This is a genomic window from Nonomuraea sp. NPDC049269 (assembly GCF_043197155.1).
GTDB lineage: Bacteria > Actinomycetota > Actinomycetes > Streptosporangiales > Streptosporangiaceae > Nonomuraea.
The window spans coordinates 171,333-188,650 of the sequence record NZ_JBICSO010000010.1 but is presented as its reverse complement, the minus strand read 5'-3'; the positions used below and the strand labels follow the sequence as shown (position 1 = coordinate 188,650).

20 protein-coding genes and 1 pseudogene are annotated in these 17,318 nt (G+C 70.6%); 14 read left to right on the top strand and 7 right to left on the bottom strand.

The genetic code is table 11. The features are described from left to right. Positions 1–42: 42 nt before the first annotated feature. Positions 43–1,353, bottom strand: a complete 1,311-nt coding sequence (locus ACGFNP_RS47215) for an MFS transporter (protein WP_393329586.1) — start codon at positions 1,351–1,353, stop codon at positions 43–45. Between the two features lie 133 nt (positions 1,354–1,486). Here ACGFNP_RS47215 and ACGFNP_RS47210 point away from each other — a divergent pair, with 133 nt between their 5' ends. Genes ACGFNP_RS47210 through ACGFNP_RS47160 form a run of 11 tightly spaced genes read left to right on the top strand, consistent with a single transcriptional unit; the run spans position 1,487 to position 11,629 of the window. Then, the gene (locus ACGFNP_RS47210; RefSeq protein ID WP_358327163.1) at positions 1,487–2,281 is read left to right on the top strand and encodes an alpha/beta fold hydrolase; all 795 of its coding nucleotides are present in this window, start codon (positions 1,487–1,489) and stop codon (positions 2,279–2,281) included. Between the two features lie 49 nt (positions 2,282–2,330). Continuing rightward, positions 2,331–3,293 (top strand): PDR/VanB family oxidoreductase, encoded by a 963-nt coding sequence (locus ACGFNP_RS47205; RefSeq protein ID WP_393329584.1) that lies wholly within the window; start codon positions 2,331–2,333, stop codon positions 3,291–3,293. Between the two features lie 38 nt (positions 3,294–3,331). Beyond that, positions 3,332–4,516, top strand: a complete 1,185-nt coding sequence (locus tag ACGFNP_RS47200) for a Rieske 2Fe-2S domain-containing protein (protein ID WP_393329582.1) — start codon at positions 3,332–3,334, stop codon at positions 4,514–4,516. Next, positions 4,506–5,357, top strand: a complete 852-nt coding sequence (locus ACGFNP_RS47195; protein ID WP_393329580.1) for an alpha/beta fold hydrolase — start codon at positions 4,506–4,508, stop codon at positions 5,355–5,357. Before ACGFNP_RS47200 ends, ACGFNP_RS47195 begins: the two co-directional genes overlap by 11 nt. Beyond that, positions 5,347–5,496: a hypothetical protein gene (locus ACGFNP_RS47190; protein WP_393329578.1), complete on the top strand. Its 150-nt coding sequence runs from the start codon at positions 5,347–5,349 to the stop codon at positions 5,494–5,496. Before ACGFNP_RS47195 ends, ACGFNP_RS47190 begins: the two co-directional genes overlap by 11 nt. After that, the gene (locus ACGFNP_RS47185) at positions 5,496–6,806 is read left to right on the top strand and encodes a M20 family metallopeptidase (protein ID WP_393329576.1); all 1,311 of its coding nucleotides are present in this window, start codon (positions 5,496–5,498) and stop codon (positions 6,804–6,806) included. Before ACGFNP_RS47190 ends, ACGFNP_RS47185 begins: the two co-directional genes overlap by 1 nt. After that, a complete protein-coding gene (locus tag ACGFNP_RS47180; protein ID WP_358327149.1) occupies positions 6,803–7,744 on the top strand; it encodes a hypothetical protein in 942 nt (313 codons plus the stop codon). The genes ACGFNP_RS47185 and ACGFNP_RS47180 overlap by 4 nt, the downstream gene beginning before the upstream one ends. Before the next feature lie 2 nt (positions 7,745–7,746). Next, a complete protein-coding gene (locus ACGFNP_RS47175; protein WP_358327147.1) occupies positions 7,747–8,595 on the top strand; it encodes an alpha/beta fold hydrolase in 849 nt (282 codons plus the stop codon). Then, positions 8,592–9,635, top strand: a complete 1,044-nt coding sequence (locus ACGFNP_RS47170; protein WP_358327145.1) for an LLM class flavin-dependent oxidoreductase — start codon at positions 8,592–8,594, stop codon at positions 9,633–9,635. The genes ACGFNP_RS47175 and ACGFNP_RS47170 overlap by 4 nt, the downstream gene beginning before the upstream one ends. Beyond that, the gene (locus ACGFNP_RS47165; protein ID WP_393329574.1) at positions 9,632–10,891 is read left to right on the top strand and encodes an MmgE/PrpD family protein; all 1,260 of its coding nucleotides are present in this window, start codon (positions 9,632–9,634) and stop codon (positions 10,889–10,891) included. Before ACGFNP_RS47170 ends, ACGFNP_RS47165 begins: the two co-directional genes overlap by 4 nt. Before the next feature lie 48 nt (positions 10,892–10,939). Beyond that, the gene (locus ACGFNP_RS47160) at positions 10,940–11,629 is read left to right on the top strand and encodes a TetR/AcrR family transcriptional regulator (RefSeq protein WP_393329572.1); all 690 of its coding nucleotides are present in this window, start codon (positions 10,940–10,942) and stop codon (positions 11,627–11,629) included. A 29-nt stretch (positions 11,630–11,658) separates the two neighbouring features. Here the strand turns inward: ACGFNP_RS47160 and ACGFNP_RS47155 are convergent, their stop codons facing one another. Genes ACGFNP_RS47155 through ACGFNP_RS47145 form a run of 3 tightly spaced genes read right to left on the bottom strand, consistent with a single transcriptional unit; the run spans position 11,659 to position 12,611 of the window. Further along, positions 11,659–12,162 carry a hypothetical protein gene (locus ACGFNP_RS47155; protein ID WP_393329570.1) on the bottom strand — a complete coding sequence of 168 codons (504 nt, stop codon included), beginning with the start codon at positions 12,160–12,162 and terminating at the stop codon, positions 11,659–11,661. A 27-nt stretch (positions 12,163–12,189) separates the two neighbouring features. Next, positions 12,190–12,447, bottom strand: a complete 258-nt coding sequence (locus ACGFNP_RS47150) for a Tn3 family transposase (RefSeq protein ID WP_393329568.1) — start codon at positions 12,445–12,447, stop codon at positions 12,190–12,192. After that, positions 12,366–12,611 (bottom strand): Tn3 family transposase, encoded by a 246-nt coding sequence (locus ACGFNP_RS47145; protein WP_393329566.1) that lies wholly within the window; start codon positions 12,609–12,611, stop codon positions 12,366–12,368. Before ACGFNP_RS47145 ends, ACGFNP_RS47150 begins: the two co-directional genes overlap by 82 nt. A gap of 57 nt (positions 12,612–12,668) precedes the next feature. Between ACGFNP_RS47145 and ACGFNP_RS47140 the strand changes: the two are divergent. Next, positions 12,669–13,316, top strand: a pseudogene (locus tag ACGFNP_RS47140) (Tn3 family transposase); the annotation flags it as partial. 200 nt (positions 13,317–13,516) lie between these two features. Then, positions 13,517–14,314: a maleylpyruvate isomerase family mycothiol-dependent enzyme gene (locus tag ACGFNP_RS47135; RefSeq protein ID WP_393330124.1), complete on the top strand. Its 798-nt coding sequence runs from the start codon at positions 13,517–13,519 to the stop codon at positions 14,312–14,314. 138 nt (positions 14,315–14,452) lie between these two features. Here the strand turns inward: ACGFNP_RS47135 and ACGFNP_RS47130 are convergent, their stop codons facing one another. Then, on the bottom strand, positions 14,453–14,686 hold the full coding sequence (locus ACGFNP_RS47130; RefSeq protein WP_393329564.1) for a Tn3 family transposase: 234 nt from the start codon (positions 14,684–14,686) through the stop codon (positions 14,453–14,455). Positions 14,687–14,957: 271 nt separating this feature from the next. Then, the gene (locus ACGFNP_RS47125) at positions 14,958–15,710 is read right to left on the bottom strand and encodes a DUF6461 domain-containing protein (RefSeq protein WP_393329562.1); all 753 of its coding nucleotides are present in this window, start codon (positions 15,708–15,710) and stop codon (positions 14,958–14,960) included. Between the two features lie 331 nt (positions 15,711–16,041). Here ACGFNP_RS47125 and ACGFNP_RS47120 point away from each other — a divergent pair, with 331 nt between their 5' ends. Beyond that, a complete protein-coding gene (locus tag ACGFNP_RS47120; RefSeq protein ID WP_358327127.1) occupies positions 16,042–16,203 on the top strand; it encodes a hypothetical protein in 162 nt (53 codons plus the stop codon). A 181-nt stretch (positions 16,204–16,384) separates the two neighbouring features. Here ACGFNP_RS47120 and ACGFNP_RS47115 read toward each other — a convergent pair whose 3' ends face one another. Next, on the bottom strand, positions 16,385–17,314 hold the full coding sequence (locus ACGFNP_RS47115) for an alpha/beta hydrolase (protein ID WP_393329561.1): 930 nt from the start codon (positions 17,312–17,314) through the stop codon (positions 16,385–16,387). Positions 17,315–17,318 lie beyond the last annotated feature (4 nt).

Below are 17,318 nucleotides of genomic sequence, written 5' to 3'. Positions count from 1 at the left end.
CGGCGGGACATCGGGAAACCGATGCCCCGCCGTTTTCCTAGGTCACTCGGGCTGCGCCACGGAGACGGCGTGATCCGGCTCGCCGGCGGGCTCCTCCGGCACCCGCAGGAACACTCCCGCCACGAGCGTCACCAGGGACGCGCCCGCCATGTAGGCGGCGATGGGAATCCAGCCGCCGGTCGCGGCCAGCAATGACTGCGAGACGGCCGGAGCGATGGCGTTGCTGATGATGAGCCCGCAGGTGAAGGCGATGGACAGGCCGCTGAAGCGGACCGCGGACGGGAAGACGGCCGAGAAGTACGCCGGGACCACGGCGTAGTTGGCCGCGTAGCCGACGAACAGCAGCGCGAAGCCGAGCAGCATCAAGCCGTACTGCCGGGTTTCCAGCAGCGCGAACCACACGAAGGGCAGCACGATCAGCGCGGCCGCGCCGCCCATGAAGACCGGCCGCACGCCGATCCGGTCGGACAGGCGCCCGAACAGCGGCACGCAGACCAGCACGACCACGATGGCCGGCAGGAGGACCGTGAGCATCCGGTCGCTGGGCAGGCCGAGGCCGGACTTGCCGTACGTGAGCGAGAAGACCGTGGCCATGGTGAAGGTCGTGCCCGCCCCGACGATCCCGAGCGCGACCAGCAGGACGGTACGCCAGCAGGTGCGGAACAGATCGACGACGGGCAGCCGCCGCACCTCCTGATGCCGTTTGACCTCGTCGAACTCGGGCGTCTCCTCGACCGCCATCCGCAGCGCGAGCCCGACCACCACCAGAACGGCGCTGAACAGGAAGGGGATGCGCCAGCCCCAGCTCCGCACGGCGCTCTCGTCCAGCACCAGGAGGAACGTGAGGTTGGCCAGCAGGAGCCCGGCGGTCGTGCCGGTGTTGACGAGCGAGCCGAAGAACCCGCGCCGGGCCCGGTCGGAGTGCTCCACGGTCATCAGGATCGCGCCGCCGTACTCGCCGCCGGCCGAGACGCCCTGCAGGATGCGGGCGGCGATCAGCAGCGCGGGCGCGGCGACCCCGATCTGGTCATAGGTGGGCAGCAGGCCGATCGCGAAGGTGGCGGCACCCATCAGCACGAGCGTCACGATCAGGATCGTCCGGCGGCCGACCCGGTCGCCGAAGTGCCCGAAGATCAGGGCGCCGAGCGGCCTGGCAACGTAGCCGACGGCGAAGCTGGACAGCGACAGCAGGGTCGCCACCAGCGGATCGCTCGCCGGGAAGAACAGGCCGGGGAAGACAAGGGAAGCCGCGATGCCGTAACAGGCGTAGTCGTAGTACTCGATGGTGGTGCCGATCCAGCTGGCGAACGCGGCTTTTCTGCGTTGGCGCGGGGTACTGATCGTGGCGGTCATGACGCCCTCCGTGAGGAGCAGGAAAGGGTGACCAGGTCACCTGGAGCTGGCCGTACTATGTACGGTTCTTTGAACGAATGTCAAGGGTTACTCCGTACTTGACTTCGTACTATGAACCGTACATAGTACGGGCATGCCAGCCAGAGCGTACGCATCCACCCCTCACGGGCTCATCCACTACGCGGAGCAGGGCGAAGGCGCGCCCGTCATCCTGCTGCACCAGACGCCGCGTTCCTGGGACGAGTACCGGGACGTGCTGCCTCTGCTCGGTGTCCGGTATCGGGCGATCGCGATGGACACGCTGGGATTCGGCGCGTCCGACCGGCCGGCGCAGGAGTGGAGCGTCGAGCTGTTCGCGAAGGGGGTGCTGGCGCTGTGCGACGCCCTGGGGCTGGAGCGGGTGGCGCTGGTCGGCCATCACACCGGCGGGGTGATCGCCACCGAGGTGGCCGCCCGCGCGCCCGAGCGGGTCAGCGCCCTGGTGCTGTCAGGGGTGCCGTACGTGGACGCCGCCCGGCGGGCCGAGGTCGCGCACCGGCCGCCCATCGACGCGGTGACCCCGCGTCCGGACGGCTCGCATCTGCTCGACCTGTGGAACAACCGGCGGGCGTACTACCCCGAGGACGGCTCCGACCTGCTGAACCGCCTGGTGCGGGACGCGTTGAACGTTCTGGACCGGGTCGAGGAGGGGCACCTCGCCGTCAACGCCTACCGGATGGAGGAGCGCATCGGCCTGGTGCGCGCGCCCGCCCTGGTGCTGTGCGGGGAACTGGACGAGTTCTCCAGGCCCGACATGGCCGCCCTGGCCGGGCGGCTGCCGGGCGCGCGGACGGAGCTGCTGCCGGGCACCGGCGTCCCGGCCGTCGATCACCGCCCTGATCTGTTCGCGGCGGCCGTGATGCGCTTCCTCGACCACCTTCTCCCGTAACTCAGTACTGCAAACCGTACAAAGTACCGTGCAATTCACGGAGGTCATCATGAACGACGACCCGGATGAGGGCGTCCTCGACCTGCGCGTCGAGCAGTTGCGCCGGGCGGCCGACGGGGTGCTGTCGGTGACCCTCGCCGATCCCGAGGGCGGGCTGCTGCCCGCGTGGGAGCCGGGCGCGCACATCGACCTGGAGTTCCCCGGCCTCGTCCGGCAGTACTCGCTGTGCGGCGACCCCGCCGACCGGTTCACCTACCGGGTCGCCGTGCTGCGCGAGCCGGACTCCCGGGGCGGCTCCGCGCTGGTCCACGACGAGCTGCGCCCAGGCGACCTGGTGGAGGTGGGCGGGCCGCGCAACCACTTCGCACTGGTGCCCGCCGAGCGCTACCTGTTCATCGCGGGCGGCATCGGCATCACCCCGATCCTGCCGATGATCGCCGCCGTGGAGGCGGCCGGCACCGAGTGGCGGCTGGTCTACGGCGGCCGGCGCGGCGCGACGATGGCGTTCCTGGACGAGCTGGCCGCCTACGGCGACAAGGTCCAGGTCGTCGTCGAGGCCGACGACGGCCCGCTCGATCTCGCCGCCCTGCTCGGCACCCCGCAAGAGGGCACCGCCGTCTACTGCTGCGGCCCCGAGGGGCTGCTGAACGCGGTGGAGCGGCGCTGCGCGGGCGGCTGGCCCGAGGAAGCGCTGCACCTGGAACGTTTCAAGGCCAAGGTGTTCGACGTCGACCCGGCCGCGGAGCGGGCCTTCGAGGTCGTCTGCGCGCGCTCGGAGATCACCGTCCCGGTGCCGGCCGACCGCCCGATCGTCGACTGCCTGGACGAGGCGGGCGTGGCGGTGCCGACCGCCTGCCGCGAGGGCATCTGCGGAAGCTGCGAGGTCAAGATCCTGGACGGCGTCGCCGAGCATCGCGACTCGCTGCTGTCCCACGCCGAGCAGGAGGCGGGCAGGACGCTCATGGTGTGCGTGTCCCGGTCCCGCTCCGACCGGCTGGTGCTCGACCTGTGAGCGCCGTTCCCACTCCGAAAGGATTCTGGAGGTCCGCCATGGCCGAGCCCGCTCGTCGCCGTCCCCGCCGCGCCACCGCCACGGCCGTGCAGCCGCCGTCATCTCCCGGGCAGGACTGGTCGGCCTGGCCCGCCTACAACGACGCCGCCCTAGGGTTCCGTGACTTCTGGTACCCGGTGGAGTGGGCCGCGCGGATCGGCTCGAAACCGGTCCCGATCACCCTGCTCGGCGAGAAGATCGTCCTGATCAGGGACGGCGACGTCGTCCGGGCCCTGCACGACCGCTGCCCGCACAGGGGAGTGCCGCTGTCGCTGGGCCGCCGCCAGTTCGACGGCACCATCAGCTGCCCCTACCACGGGTGGACGTTCGACCTGGACAGCGGCCGCCTGGCCGCCGTGCTCACCGACGGTCCCGAGTCGCCGATCTGCGGCAAGGTGTCGGTGCGCACCTACCCCGTGGCGGAACGTCTCGGACTGGTCTGGGTGTACGTGGGTGACGGTGACCCGCCGCCCGTCGATCGCGACATCCCCGCCGAACTGACTCAGAACGTCTTCGTCATGGGCGGGCGCGCCGACATCCGCGAGGGCAACTGGCGTTTCGCCGCCGAGAACGGCTTCGACGAGGGCCACGCCAAATACCTGCACAACACGGCGTTGTGGCGGCTGTTCAAGGTGATGCCCGCCTGGAACAAGACCCGGGTCGTCGAGTCGGACACCGGCGGCTGGATCACCCGGGTCCAGGACGAGGTCCACTGGGAGGCCGACTTCCCCGGATATGGCACCTGGAGCAACAAACGGTGGTGGAAACGGATGCCGCTGCCGGACGCCCCCGGCAAGGCCGCCGACGTCAACCCGGTCATCAAGAACATGGATCTGCCCGGTTTCGTGTCGATCCGCCTGCCAGGGCTGCTGCGCGTCGCCTATCCGCACTTCATCCACTACGAGTGGTACGTGCCGGTGGACGCGGACCGCGTGAGATATGTCCAGATCATGGTGCGGTTCGAGGACGGGCTGAAGGCCGCGCTGTTCAAGGCCAAGTACGTCAGCTGGATCCGCTGGCTGTTCCACGGCCAGTTCACCGCCCAGGACGCCTGGATGGTGGACGTGATGGACGCGCCGCCGGAGAAGCTGTACCGGCCGGACCTGTCCATCACCGCCTGGCGCCGGCTCGTCGAGAACGGCGACCTGAAGGTGCAGCGTCCAGGGGGTCCCCTTGCCCGCTGACCCGCCGCCCGGACGGGACGTCGAGGTCGGCGGGGTGCGGTTGCGCGTCACCGAGTTCGGCTCCGGCCCTCCCACGGTGCTGCTGCACGGTGGCGGGCCGGGCTGCACGGCCTGGACCGACTTCGCCCCGGCGACCGCGCTGCTGGCCGAGGGACGGCGGCTGATCCTCGTCGATCTGCCGCAGTACGGTGCCTCCGCGGCCCCTGCCATCAGCGGTCCCGCCGTGTCCTACCACGGCGAGCGCGTGCTCGGCCTGCTGGACGCGCTCGGGGTCGACCGGGCCGACTTCGTCTGCCAGTCGCTGGGCGGCGCCGTGGCGCTCGCGCTGGCCGCCCGGCACCCGGAACGGGTCCGGCGGCTGGTCGTGACCGGCAGTCAGCCGGTGCCCCCGCCATGTGGCGTCTGGTCCGACACCACGCTGGGGCCGCGTGCCCGCGCCGGCTACTACGGCGGCGAGGGGCCCACCCCGGAGAAGATGCGCGAGCTGATCGCGGACCTGGAATGGCATGACCCGTCTGGCCTGCCCGAGCGCACAGTCATGCTGCGGTACGAGGCCAGCGTCACGCCGTCCGCCCTGGAACTGGCCACCGACCCGGCCCGCCGTGGCGTCCCCGAAGACCTCACGGCCGACCTTCCCGCCGTACAGGCCCCCGTGCTGCTGCTGTGGGGCGAGCACGACCCGTTCGCGGGTCCCGCCTACGCGCACGCCCTGGCGGCCCGGCTGCCGCGCGGGGACGTCGCCGTGCTGGGCCGTACGTCCCACCATCCGGCCGAGGAGCGGCCCGCCGCGTACGCGGCGATGGCGCTCGCCCACCTGGAGAGGTCTTCCCATGTCACGTAACACCCTGCTGATCGCCTCCCTCACCTTCGGAATCGGGGTGGCCGTCGCCAAGCCGCTGCGCCGCGCCGCGAGCCAGGCGTTCCTGTACGCCACCGGCACCGTTGTGCGGAACGAGCGGCCCGCACCCGGAGGTCGCTGATGGACCCGAGACGCCGCGCCTGGGCCGAGGCGGCCTGGGCGAAGATCGACGACAAGCGGCTCACCGCGTTGATCGCCGGGATGGTGGACATCCCCAGCCCCACCGGCGAAGAGGGCCCGCTGGCCCGCTGGCTGGCCGAGCGCCTGCGCGAGGCCGGGCTGGCGGGCAGATACCAGCCGATCGACGACGACCAGGGCAACGCGGCCGGCCGGCTGCGCGGCGACGGCACCGGCCCCGACCTGCTGCTGTACGCGCCGATCGACACCCTCAGCGTGGGCACCGAGGAGGAGGACGTCCCCCAGGTCGGCCCGGTATTGCGCGATGACATGCGCCCGTCGGCGGTCGTGGACGGTGACTTCGTCATCGGCCTGGGTGCCAGCAACCCCAAGGGGCATGGCGCCGCGATTATCGCCGCCGCCGAGGCGGTGGCCGCGGCCGGGATCCCGCTGCGCGGTGACGTGCTGATCGGGCTCGGCGCGGGCGGCATGCCCACCAACCGGCGCAACGTCCCCCAGGCCCGCCGCCACAACGCGGGCCAGGGCAACGGCTGCTCGTTCCTGCTCGAACAGGGCGTCCATGCCGACTACGCGGTCATCGCCAAGCCCGGCTGGACGGCGGCGTGGGAAGAGGTCGGGCTCTGCTGGTTCGAGGTGGTGGTGCGAGGCACCTACAGCTATGTGGGCAGCCGCCATCGGATGCCGTACCGCAATCCGATCGTGAACGCCGGCACCGTCATCGCCGGGCTGGAGGAGTGGTTTCCCGGCTACAGCGCGCGGCACACCGACGGGCTGGTCGCTCCGCAGGGCAACATCGGCGGGATCGAGGGCGGCTGGCGGCGTACGGCGTCGCTGTCCCCGGCGAGCTGCCGCTTCCACGTGGACCTGCGGATCAGCCCGCGTACCACGCCGATGCGGGCCAAGCGCGAGTTCGGCGCGGCGATCGACCGCATCCGGGCCGCGCATCCCGACATCGACCTGGACTGGGAGATGACCCTGGCCATCCCGGGGAGCCACACCCCCGAGTCCGACTGGATCGTGCGCGCCGCCAAGGCCGCATGGGAGGAACTGGAAGGACGCCCCCACGAGCCGATCCTGGGCAACAGCGGCGCCACCGACGCCAACATCCTGCGCCAGTGGGGCATCCCCACCGTCCGCACCGGAATGGACCGCATCGGCGAGGACGCCCCGATGGCACTGGACTTCCCCGCCGGGATGAACGTCGTGGACGTACGCCAGGCCCGCAAGCTGACCCGCGCCCTGATCCACACGATCGTCAACACCTGCACCCGCACCCGCGAGGAGATCGCATGAGTCAGATCGTTCTGGGGGTCGGGGCGTCCCACAGCACGCTGATGAACACCCACTGGGCCGAGGTGGATCACCTGCCGGGCGCCCATCGCTTCCGCGACGGCCTGGACGAGGCCCGCCGCCTGGTCGAACGGGAGCGGCCCGACGCCGTCGTCATCGTCGGCTCCAACCACTTCCGGGGCTTCTTCCTGGACATGATGCCGGCCTTCACCGTCGGCGTCGGTGAGGTGAGCGGTGCGGGAGAGGCGGGCACGCCCGCCGGGCCGTTGCCGGTCGACACCGGCTTGGCACGTCACCTGGTGGACACCCTGGTCGGCGACGGGTTCGACCCGGCGTTCTCGCTGCGGCTGACCGTCGACCACGGCATCACGCACAGCCTGCAATACCTGACGCCCGAGCTGGACGTCCCGATCGTCCCGGTCGTGGTGAACATGTTCGCGCCGCCGTTGCCCTCGCTGCGCCGCTGCCACAGCCTCGGCGCCGCGATCGGCGCGGCCGTACGCTCCGACGGCCAGGACAAACGGGTGGTGGTCATCGCCTCGGGCGGGCTGTCACACCGGCTGCCCTGGCCGAAGTGGTTCGACGCACTGAGCGACGACGACAGGTTCCTCGTCCAGGCGTGGCTGAACGGCCGCGACTCCTGGAGCGAGTACGAGGTCCGCCGCCGCCAGATCATCCGCGCGGCGGAAGCCGACATCAACCCCGCCTTCGACGACCGCTTCCTGAGCCTGCTCCGCGGCGGCGACCTGGAGGCGATCCTCGACCTGAGCGACGACGAGCTCACCGCGGAGGCCGGCAACGGCGCCCACGAGATCCGCGCCTGGATCGCGATGACCGCCGCCGTGGGCCGGGCCACCGGCCGGACCCTCGCCTACACGCCGATCGATGCCTGGCTCACCGGCATGGGCGTCGCGGCCCTGCATCCCTTCAAGGAGGATTGATCATGACCATCTGGAGCGATCTGACCGGTGTCGGCTACGCCGTCCGGTACGTCGACGTCAACGGGCTGCGCACCCGCGCCCTGGAGGCGGGCGACGGCGAGGCGGTGGTGTTCCTGCACGGGACGAGCGGGCATTTGGAGGCGTTCGTCCGCAACATCCCGGCGCATGCGGAGAAGTACGCCTGCCACGCCATCGACATGATGGGCCACGGCTACACCGACGGGCCTGATGAGCCGTACCGGATCCCCGGCTACGTCCGGCACGTGCTCGGCTACCTGGAGGCCCGCGGGATCGAGCGGGCCCATTTCGTCGGGGAGTCGCTGGGCGGCTGGGTCGCCGCGCGACTGGCCGCCGACCATCCCGATCGGGTGGGCCGCCTCACCCTGGTCGCTCCCGGCGGCAGCGTCGCCAACCCCGCCGTGATGGAAAGGATCAAGACCAGCACCCGGGCCGCGGTGCAGACCGACGACATCGACCTCACCCGCGAGCGGCTGCACCTGCTCATGCACGACCCGGCCGCGAACGTCTCCGAAGAGCTGGTACAGGTCCGGCACGCCATCTACCACCGGCCCGAGTTCGTCAAGGCCATCGGCAACCTGCTGTGCCTGCAGGAGATGGACAACCGCACCGAGGACCTGCTCACCCCCGAGCAGATGGGCCGCATCACCGCGCCCACCCTCATCGTGTGGGGCGCGCAGAACCCCTTCGGTGACATCCCGGAGGCGCACCGGATGAACGAGGCGATCCCCGGCTCCCGGCTGGAGATCTTCGGCGAGTGCGGCCACTGGCCGCAGCACGAGCACGCCGAACGGTTCAACGAGCTGAACCTGGCCTTCCTGGGGGAGTCATGACGGCTCCGAAGATCGGCATCCGCCTGCCGCCCTGCGTGCCCGCCCATCACCTGACCCGGACGGTCCGCAGGGCCGAGGAACTGGGCTTCGACCAGGCGTGGTTCCCCGACTCGCAACTGCTGTGGCGGGACGTGTTCACCACCCTGACCGCCGCCGCGCTCGGCACCGAGCGGATCGGGCTGGGCACCGCCGTCACCAACCTGGCCACCCGGCATCCCGCCGTCCTGGCCTCGGCCGCGCGCAGCGTCGCCGAGCTCGCGCCGGGCCGCTTCACCCTCGGCCTCGGCGTCGGCAACAGCTCCGTCGGGCCGATCGGGATGCGCCCGTCCACCGGTGCCGAGATCCGCTCGGGGTTCGCGCAGCTGCGCGCCCTGCTCGGCGGTGAGAGCTGGGACTTCGGTACGGCGACCTCCCGGTTGCGCGACCCGTTGCCGGTGCCGCTGTACTTGGCCGCCAGCGGGCCACGCAACCTGCGGCTGGCCGGTGAGATCGCCGACGGGGTCATCCTGCTCAGCGGCGTCTCCCCGGAGACCCTGGCCGGCGCGTCCGCGCGGGTCCGCGAAGGCGCCTCGGGGCGCGGCCCGGTCCCGCTGGTCGCCTCGGCGTTCTGCGCGGTGACCGACGATGTGGAACGAGCCGCCCGGCAGCTCAAGCCGATCTGCGCCGCGATGGCGCAGACCGGCGGCGCCAAGGCGCTGGCCCTGTCCGGTATCACGCTGGACCTTCCTGACCGGATCGACGGCGTCTATCCCGACCTCGTGCACGCAGAGGATTGGGACCGGGCCGTGGAGATCTGCTCCCGCTGGGTCAGCGATGCGGCCGCCGTCGCGTTCGCCCAGGCCTTCTGCCTGTTCGGGACGGCCCAGGAGATCCATGCGCGGCTGCGCGAACTCGGCGATGCCGGGGTGGACGGCGTCTACCTGCAGCACGTCGGCTCGTACGACCTGCCCGAGGAACTGATCGAGACGGTCGGCCGAGACGTCCTGCCCGCCCTGCGAGAGGACGACGTCCTACCGCCCGGCCGTCAGGCCGGCACGTGACGCTCCTGACCGACCTGGCCGCCCGGGCCGCACAGGCGCCACGGCGCGCGGACGCGGCGGCCCGGTCCCTCACCTCGCTCCACGTCCTGGACACCCTGGGCTGCGTCGCGGCCGGCGCCTCGCACCCGCTGGCCTCCGTGCTGCCCGCGCTCGGCGTCCCCGGCGGTGGCGGCACGCTGACGGTGACCGGGCTGCCCGGACGGCATCCGCTGCGCACGGCGGTGCTCGTCGAGTCGGTCCTGGCCCACGTGGACGAGTTCGACGCGCTGCACCCGGCCGCCGCGCTGGTGCCGCCCGCGGTGACCGTGCCCGCCGCGCTGGCGGTGGCCGAGCAGGAGGGGCTGCCCGGCCGGGCGGTCGTGGACGCGGTGCTGGCCGGGTACGAGACGGTCGTCGAGGCCGGGCTGCGCTTCGGCGGCCCCCGCCTCTACCAACGGTCCTGGTGGCCGACGGCCCTGTTCGGGGCGCTCGGCGCGGCGGCGGCCACCGCGTCCCTGCTCGACCTGGACGAGCGGCGCACGGCCCACGCGCTCGCCATCGCCGCCGCCGGGCTCGGCGGCCTGCTCAGCTCGGACGCCCTGGGCCTGGGCCACTACCTGCTGGCCGGTCGCGCCGCCGCCGACGGTGTAGAAGCCGCCTACCTGGCCCGAGCCGGCGCGACCGGCTCGCTCACCCTCCTCGACGCCCCCGCCACAGCCGCGCTGAGCACCACCCCCACTGATCCCCGCAAAACCGCCCTTCACCTGACGACCTGCGTCTTCAAGGCCTACCCCTGCGCCCGCCCCCTCCACGCCGCTCTGGACGCCCTCCGAGCCATGGACATACCGCTCTCCACAGCCCAGCGCATCGAGATCGAACTACCGGACCCGCTGCTGCGCTTCGTCACAGCCGACCGGAACCCGCCCGGACCCACCGAGGCGGCGGCCAGCGCCGCCTTCGCGGTGGGCACCCTGCTGTCCGGCGCGCCCGACGACGTGACCTTCTACCGAGGCCCGCTGCCCCCGGACGTCCCCGACATCGCCCTGCTGCCCGCCCCCGACCTCAACAGCGCCCTCCCGGACCACTGGAGCGCCCGCGTCACCGTACACACCGGCTCCGTCGTGGTCCGCGGAACCTGCGACCAGGCCGCCCCACCCACCGCCGACGCCGTCATCGCCAAGTCCCGCCGCCACCTCGGCGGCGCCGCCATCGAGCGATGCCTGGCTTTGGACGACCTACCTCTCGTGAATGTCGTACGCCGCCTCGTCCCGTACTAATTGCCGTATCCTGTACCGGACAACCATTCTGGAGACAGAGGAGTCGACATGGCCCGCGGGGGTGCACGGCGTGGCAGCCGAGACCTCAGCCTGGAGAGCATCGTCAAGACCGCGCTGCAGATTGCCGACGACATCGGCCTGGAGGAGCTGACCATCCGCCGGATCGCCGCCGAGCTCGGCGTCGGCGCGATGACCCTCTACAGCTACGTACGCAACAAGGACGAGATCTTCGACGCGATGGCCGACCATGTCCTCGGCGGCATCCGCATTCCCGAGGCCGACCCCACCGACCCGGCCGCGGTGCTGCGCGCCGCGGCCACCGGCTTCCTCGACATGATGCGCAGGCACCCGAGCATCGTCCAGCTGATGACCAGCCGTGTCACCATCAGCAGCCACTCCATGGAAGGCGGCATGGAGGGCATCCTCGTCCGGTTCCTGGAGGCGGGCCTGACGCCGGAGACCGCCGTTCGCTGCTACTCCTTCCTGATCACGTACGCGCTGGGCTTCGCGGGCTACCAGCACCCCCGCCCATGGGGCCACGCGGACCGTACCGACAGAGCCGAGCTGCGCCGGCAACGCGCCCACTTCTACGCCTCACTGCCCGCCGACAAGTTCCCCAGCGTCGTCGCCATCGCCGACCACCTCGTGGACCTCCCGGCCGACGACCAGTTCGACTATGCGGTGGAATCGTTCATCACTTCGGTCCTGGCCGCGGAAGCCCAGAAGACGTCGGCCTGACAGGCGATACACCACCGAAACCGGTTGAATCAGCCCGGCCGCCCCCTGCCGCTCTCGGTCGTTGCTCGCCGTTCCTGCCCCCAGCCCCGCGCCTGGTCTCGGGTGAAGGCGCGGCCCGAGAACGGCGGCCGCGCCTGCCACTTGCCCTTTGGCCGCGCCGCCAGTTGGGCGGCAGACCAGACTCGGAGCAGAGCACGATGAACGAGAAACGCGCCATTGATGGCGCGGACGGTGACGCCGAGCCGGCGCCTCCTGGCTGAATACAGGTGGAACGCTGGTTCGCCCTGATCACCGACGATCTTCGACGGCGCGATACCGTCCAGCCACGCGTCGGTGTCGCCGAGCACGTCCACCTGATCCAGCCACGCCACCTGATCCCGCAGCCGCGACCAGGTGGCCCGCTGGGCGGGCTTCTTGAGCCGGTTGAACGCCGATTTCCCATCCGGCCCGACGACGAGCAGACCCTCCATCCCGGGCCCGGGAACCTGAGTCTCCATGACGGGGTGGCCGATGACACCCTCAAGTTCATTCACCGGCGCGTCCTGACCTCACAGCCGCGTTCAGTCGTCATCCCATTCGGGCTCGTCCGGGTTGCGCAGCTCCCGCATGCCGGCAGGGCCGAGATCGGGCAGCGCGAAGGTGTAGGTGCCGATCACGTTGATGTGCCGGCGGCCGAACGGCGACAAGCGGGCGACATCCTCCTCCGCGAACAGGCAGCCCGCCTCCCGCAGAGCGCTCAGAGCCTTGTCGACGTAGAAGGTGTTCCACAGCGTGACGCAATTGAGCACCAGGCCCAGCGCGCCGAGCTGGTCCTCCATGCCCTTGTAGTAGCGCCTTGCGGGTTGCGGATGCCCTTGATGTCACGCCAGTACGGTTCCTCCACCGCGTAGGTGAGGATGTGAAGCGTCTTGAAAATGCGGCCGTAGGCGGCGATCGCGTCCCCGAGCGGGGTGGGGTTGCCGTCGCGCTGCAGCATCCTCATCACGTCATAGGCGCGGATCCGGCCGGTGTAGATCGACACCACCACCCGCAGGATGTCGCCGGGATCGGGCAGATGGTCGTGCCGGGCACCCCGCGCGACTCGCTGCACATCCTGGACACCCTGCTGAACCTGGACGCCGGCGCGCGGCCGGAGATGGTCGCCACCGACAACGCCTCGTACTCCGACATGGTGTTCGGGCTGTTCTCGCTGCTCGGCTACAACTTCTCGCCCCGCTTCCGGGACCTGGCCGATCAGCGGTTCTGGCGGGCTGAGCTGCCCGGGGTGGCCACCGGCGGGTACGGGCCGCTGGCCCGTACCCGGGTCAACCTGAGCAAGGTGGTCACGCACTGGCCGGACATGCTGCGGGTGGTCGACCCGGTGGACGACACCTACCGTCAGCTCACCGTCCAGGAGTCCAGGCACAAGCTCGCCCGCGACATCTGCCACGGCAAGCGTGGGCAGATCATGCAGGCCTACCGGACAGGGCAGGAGGACCAGCTCGGCGCGCTCGGCCTGGTGCTGAACGCTGCGGTGCTGTGGACCACCCGCTACCTGGACGCCGCCGTCGCCGAGCTGCGGGCCCTGCCCGCCGACCAGCGCGAGCACCAGGTGCTGGACGAGGACGTGGCCCGGCTCTCCCCGCTGCGGCACGCCAACCTGAACGTGCTGGGCCGCTACAGCTTCCGCGGCTCCACCCCGGCCGGCGGCGGCCTTCGCCTCGGCCGGGCTCTGGGCCGGGTCGAGGGCTTCCTCGTCCGGGGTGCAGCAGACGGTGGTACCGCAGCAGGCCTCCTGTGCGCTGTCGGCGCTCTTTTCTCCGTGGTGGTGAGGGTCCGCCCGCGATGGCGGCTGTGAACCTCGATGTCCGATGTGTCGGAACGCAGTGATAGAGATTCAGGGTGACAATGACACTCAAGTTCCCCGTTCTGCTGCGACTGATCGACGAACGGTCGACTGCCTTTCGCGCTGCGGTCGCCTCCGCGCCCAGCCTCGACGTACAGGTGCCGACCTGCCCCGAGTGGACGCTGTTCGATCTGGCGCAGCACATCGGCGAGGGGCGCCGCGACTGGGCCGCCACCGTCGCCGCAGGGCCTGCTCCGGCCAAGTCCGCTGCGGAGGGCGCCCCGGCTGCGCCTCGGGAGCGCGAGGCCCTGCTGGCCTGGTTGGCGGAGTCCACGGAGCAACTGCTGGACGCATTGCGGAAGGCCGGCCCGGATCGCGGTTGCTGGACGTGGTGGGGGACGTCGCAGTCGCCGCAGACCTCCGGTGCCGTAGCTCGGCACCAGCTCCAGCAGATGGCGGTGCACACGTACGACGCCCAGATCACCGTAGGTGCCCCGCAGCCGCTGCCGGACGAGGTGGCGCTCGACGGTGTCGACGAGTTCCTGTCCACCTGCGTCGCAACGACAAGTGCCTGGCCGCACAAGCCCGCTGCCCTCGACTTCCACGCCTCCGAGGGCCGCTCCTGGCGCCTCTCGCTCTCCGCCGACGGCGCACGGACCGCCCGCCTCCCCGGGCCGGGCACCATGCTGACCACCGCTGCCGGCCAGGACCCGGACGCGGCCGCCGCCTTCTTCTCCGCTCGGGGCACGGCCAGCGAGCTGGTCCTCATCCTGCACGACCGTATCCCGATCAACTCCCTGAAGCTCGACGGCGACCGACGTCTCTTCGAGCAGCTCAGCGCCTGGGACCCGGATGAGTAGGACGTGACGATGCGCCACCTCGTACGCCCCGGGGCATGCCTTGGGGCCGCGGGGGAGCAGACTGTCACGGCTGCGAAGCGGCTGACCAAGGCGGCGGCTCACAAGCTGATCGGTGCGCCTGGTCGGCACCTGACGCCGTCAGTTCTCACCGCCGTCCTCGTCGTCATCGAGTCCCGCCGCGTCCGGGTCGCGCAGCGGGCGCAGGGTGCCGGCCGCCGGCTGAGTGGGGGTGAAGCTGTAGCGGCCCAGGACGTTGAGGTTCTTGTGCTTGAGCGGGGACAGCCGGGCCACGTCCTCGTCACGGATCTCATGACCCTCCGCGCGAAGCTGGACGACGGTGGCGTCGATGTAGCGGGTCGTCCAGAGCACCACGGCGTTCAGGACCAGGCCTCCTCGTCATCGAGGAAGAAGAACCGCTCCAGCTCGGGCCTCGTCGGCACCTCGGCGAACTTCCCGTACGCCTCAGCCTGCTCATCAGTCAGAAATTCCACCGGCATGCGGCGGACGGTAGCCAGCCCCCGCCAGCGATCGAAGAGCTTCCGGAAAACCCCCGCAATAGCCCGATCGCCCGTGCTAGACGACCAAGATCAAGTGCTTAGCGCCAACGGCTGTACCACTGGTCCAACCAGTCAGTACCGGAGGCTCATGGGGGGTAAGCGGCGCCGTGATCAGACTCAGGGCCGCTTACCGCTTTCAGCTGCTCGAGTAAAACACCGAGGCTCTTCCCGGGCTGAGGCTCTTGTGACGGTGGCAGGTCGGCGATCGCGCCCACCAGGAGTGGTCCGTCCAGCAGGTCGGCGGTGAACGTCACACCGGTGAGACGGGCCGCCATCGCGAACATCCGCGCGAGGCCGTGCTCGGACAAGCCGTCGTAGCGCTGGTCCCAGTCCTCGTCCGAGCCCTCCTCCAAAGGCAGGCCGAACTCGCGCATGAGGCCGGCAAGCCGGTCGGTGTCGGCACCAGAGCGACGCTCGGGAAAAGTCGGGTCGAAAGCCGTGATCACCATGCCGTCTGCGGCGTAGTGGAAATAGTTGCAGGCGTAGTTATGCCGTAAGACGGACACCACGTCGGTGCCGACCGACAGCCGCGCCAGTGTCGGGTCGTCCGTCCCCGACCAGCCGTACGGCTCCACCGCCGCGCACCCGTCGCCGGTGGCGACCACTCCGACATAGCCACCGCCGTCACCGCCGTCGGTCGCCACCGTGAAGTCGGAGACCGCCAGCCCCAGCTCGGCGAAGCTCATCTCCGTGCTCGTGCGGGCGCCGAACCGGCGCAGCACCTCGGTCGGGTCGAGCCCACGCACCAAGGTCACGCAATAGATCTCGCCGAGCAGGTCGCCCCGATCGCCGTACGGCGGTTGCAGCCAGCGGAACGGCGTCAGTGCATCGATTGTCATGGCGAGATCTTGGCAGGCCCTACCGACATAGTCAGGCCTACTTCGCCCTTCCGCGCGAACCTGCTGTCCGAGAGCCGGGCTTGTTGCCGCCGACATCACGGAAAGCCACTACCACGGCCCTCGGCATCGAGAACTCGCGATAGTCGAATAGGTGACTCCACCAGTACCAACGTCGGCTACCGCCAATATGCCGTTCGTCCTGCCCGGTGGCCAGGCTCCCCGGAGTGACAGCAGCTCAGCCGGGGGTGAAGCTTAGCGCTAACGGCTGTCCCGTTGATCCCCGAGGCCGGAGTACGCACGCACCATCAAGCAGGCCGTCCCGCATCAGCGGGTGATCTTCACCGACCTGCTCATCCAGTCCGTCCTCAAGGACCCCGCCTGGCAGCAGCGCCTGACCGACGCCGACAAGCGCGGCCTGTCGCCGCTGTTCTGGTCCAACGCCAACCTGTACATCGACATGGGCCGCCGCCTCGACCTGGGCCTCGCGGCCTGACCATCAGCGGCAGGTTCTTGGTCGCCGTCGTCCTGGCCGCTTGATCATGGCGTCCCGCACTGCCCGCGCGCGGCCGGCCGCGCCACGCACGTCAGGCCAGCGCGTGTCCGGTCAAATGCCTTCTAGTTGCGGCGTCACGACCCGCGAAGTACGGAGCCAGAACGCCCCTTCGGCTTCGGGCTCAGCCCAGATGCTTGTCGAAGAACTTGTCCAGACGCTCAACCGCCTGCGCGATGTATTCGGGCTCGTCGTACATCTCGTAGTGGCGTGCGCCCTCGATGACGAGGATGTCCTCCGCCTCACGTGCCAGATGGGTCAGTTGCCGACCGTCTTCAAGAGAGCCGGTTGACCCGCCCTCGCCGGCGACGATGACCTGGACGGGCTGGGTCAGCAACTCGTCGGCGAGGTGGAACGCGTCGAAGCCCAGGATCAGCGCGTCGCTACGGTAGTGGCGGCGGTTGGTCGAGTGTTCGTGGCGGCCGCGCGGGGTCCGATAGTAGGTCACGGCCTGGAGCACGTCGATGTCGGTGACGCCGGCGGATTCCGCGTCCCGCACGGTGTCGGGGATCCACGGGTGCCGGACCGACTGTCCGCCGCGCGCTTCGGCGGTGGCCTGCCGAGCCACGTCCTTGAGCAGGCCCGCGACAGAGCCGGAGGCTGTCATGGCCGCTCGGAAGGCACGGCCGATATTGACCGGGACCACGGTGCCGACCGCCTTGATGCGGTGCTCGGTCATCGCGGCATTGACGGCGTAGCCGCCGCCGGCGCAGATGCCCAAGACCCCGATGCGCTCCGCATCCACGCGGTCCAGCGCAGTGAGGAAGTCCACGGCGTAGCGAAGATCGGCCACCCGTTCGGCGGGATCCTCCAGGTCCCGGGGCTCCCCGCCGCTCTGGCCCTGGAAGGCGGGGTCGAACGCGAGAGCGACGAAGCCTTTCTGTGCCAGGGCGCGGGCGTAGTTGGCGCCGATCTGCTCCTTCACGCTGCTGCCCGGCGTGGCGATGATCACGGCCGGGTGCTTCCGGCCTGTGTCGAAGCCCTCGGGGAGATGGAGGTTCCCGGCGAGCTCGAAGCTGCCGCGGGAGATGGATGCGGTCTGGATGGAAGCCATGATC

What these genes read in the sequence shown, in the direction of transcription:
- ACGFNP_RS47125 (WP_393329562.1), bottom strand. Translation starts at nt 15,710, where the DNA reads ATGACAATCGATGCACTGACGCCGTTCCGCTGGCTGCAACCGCCGTAC.
- ACGFNP_RS47175 (WP_358327147.1), top strand. Translation starts at nt 7,747, where the DNA reads ATGACCATCTGGAGCGATCTGACCGGTGTCGGCTACGCCGTCCGGTAC.
- ACGFNP_RS47150 (WP_393329568.1), bottom strand. Translation starts at nt 12,447, where the DNA reads ATGGAGGACCAGCTCGGCGCGCTGGGCCTGGTGCTCAATTGCGTCACG.
- ACGFNP_RS47170 (WP_358327145.1), top strand. Translation starts at nt 8,592, where the DNA reads ATGACGGCTCCGAAGATCGGCATCCGCCTGCCGCCCTGCGTGCCCGCC.
- ACGFNP_RS47135 (WP_393330124.1), top strand. Translation starts at nt 13,517, where the DNA reads ATGACACTCAAGTTCCCCGTTCTGCTGCGACTGATCGACGAACGGTCG.
- ACGFNP_RS47205 (WP_393329584.1), top strand. Translation starts at nt 2,331, where the DNA reads ATGAACGACGACCCGGATGAGGGCGTCCTCGACCTGCGCGTCGAGCAG.
- ACGFNP_RS47185 (WP_393329576.1), top strand. Translation starts at nt 5,496, where the DNA reads ATGGACCCGAGACGCCGCGCCTGGGCCGAGGCGGCCTGGGCGAAGATC.
- ACGFNP_RS47160 (WP_393329572.1), top strand. Translation starts at nt 10,940, where the DNA reads ATGGCCCGCGGGGGTGCACGGCGTGGCAGCCGAGACCTCAGCCTGGAG.
- ACGFNP_RS47145 (WP_393329566.1), bottom strand. Translation starts at nt 12,611, where the DNA reads ATGAGGATGCTGCAGCGCGACGGCAACCCCACCCCGCTCGGGGACGCG.
- ACGFNP_RS47190 (WP_393329578.1), top strand. Translation starts at nt 5,347, where the DNA reads ATGTCACGTAACACCCTGCTGATCGCCTCCCTCACCTTCGGAATCGGG.
- ACGFNP_RS47115 (WP_393329561.1), bottom strand. Translation starts at nt 17,314, where the DNA reads ATGGCTTCCATCCAGACCGCATCCATCTCCCGCGGCAGCTTCGAGCTC.
- ACGFNP_RS47200 (WP_393329582.1), top strand. Translation starts at nt 3,332, where the DNA reads ATGGCCGAGCCCGCTCGTCGCCGTCCCCGCCGCGCCACCGCCACGGCC.
- ACGFNP_RS47180 (WP_358327149.1), top strand. Translation starts at nt 6,803, where the DNA reads ATGAGTCAGATCGTTCTGGGGGTCGGGGCGTCCCACAGCACGCTGATG.
- ACGFNP_RS47215 (WP_393329586.1), bottom strand. Translation starts at nt 1,353, where the DNA reads ATGACCGCCACGATCAGTACCCCGCGCCAACGCAGAAAAGCCGCGTTC.
- ACGFNP_RS47210 (WP_358327163.1), top strand. Translation starts at nt 1,487, where the DNA reads ATGCCAGCCAGAGCGTACGCATCCACCCCTCACGGGCTCATCCACTAC.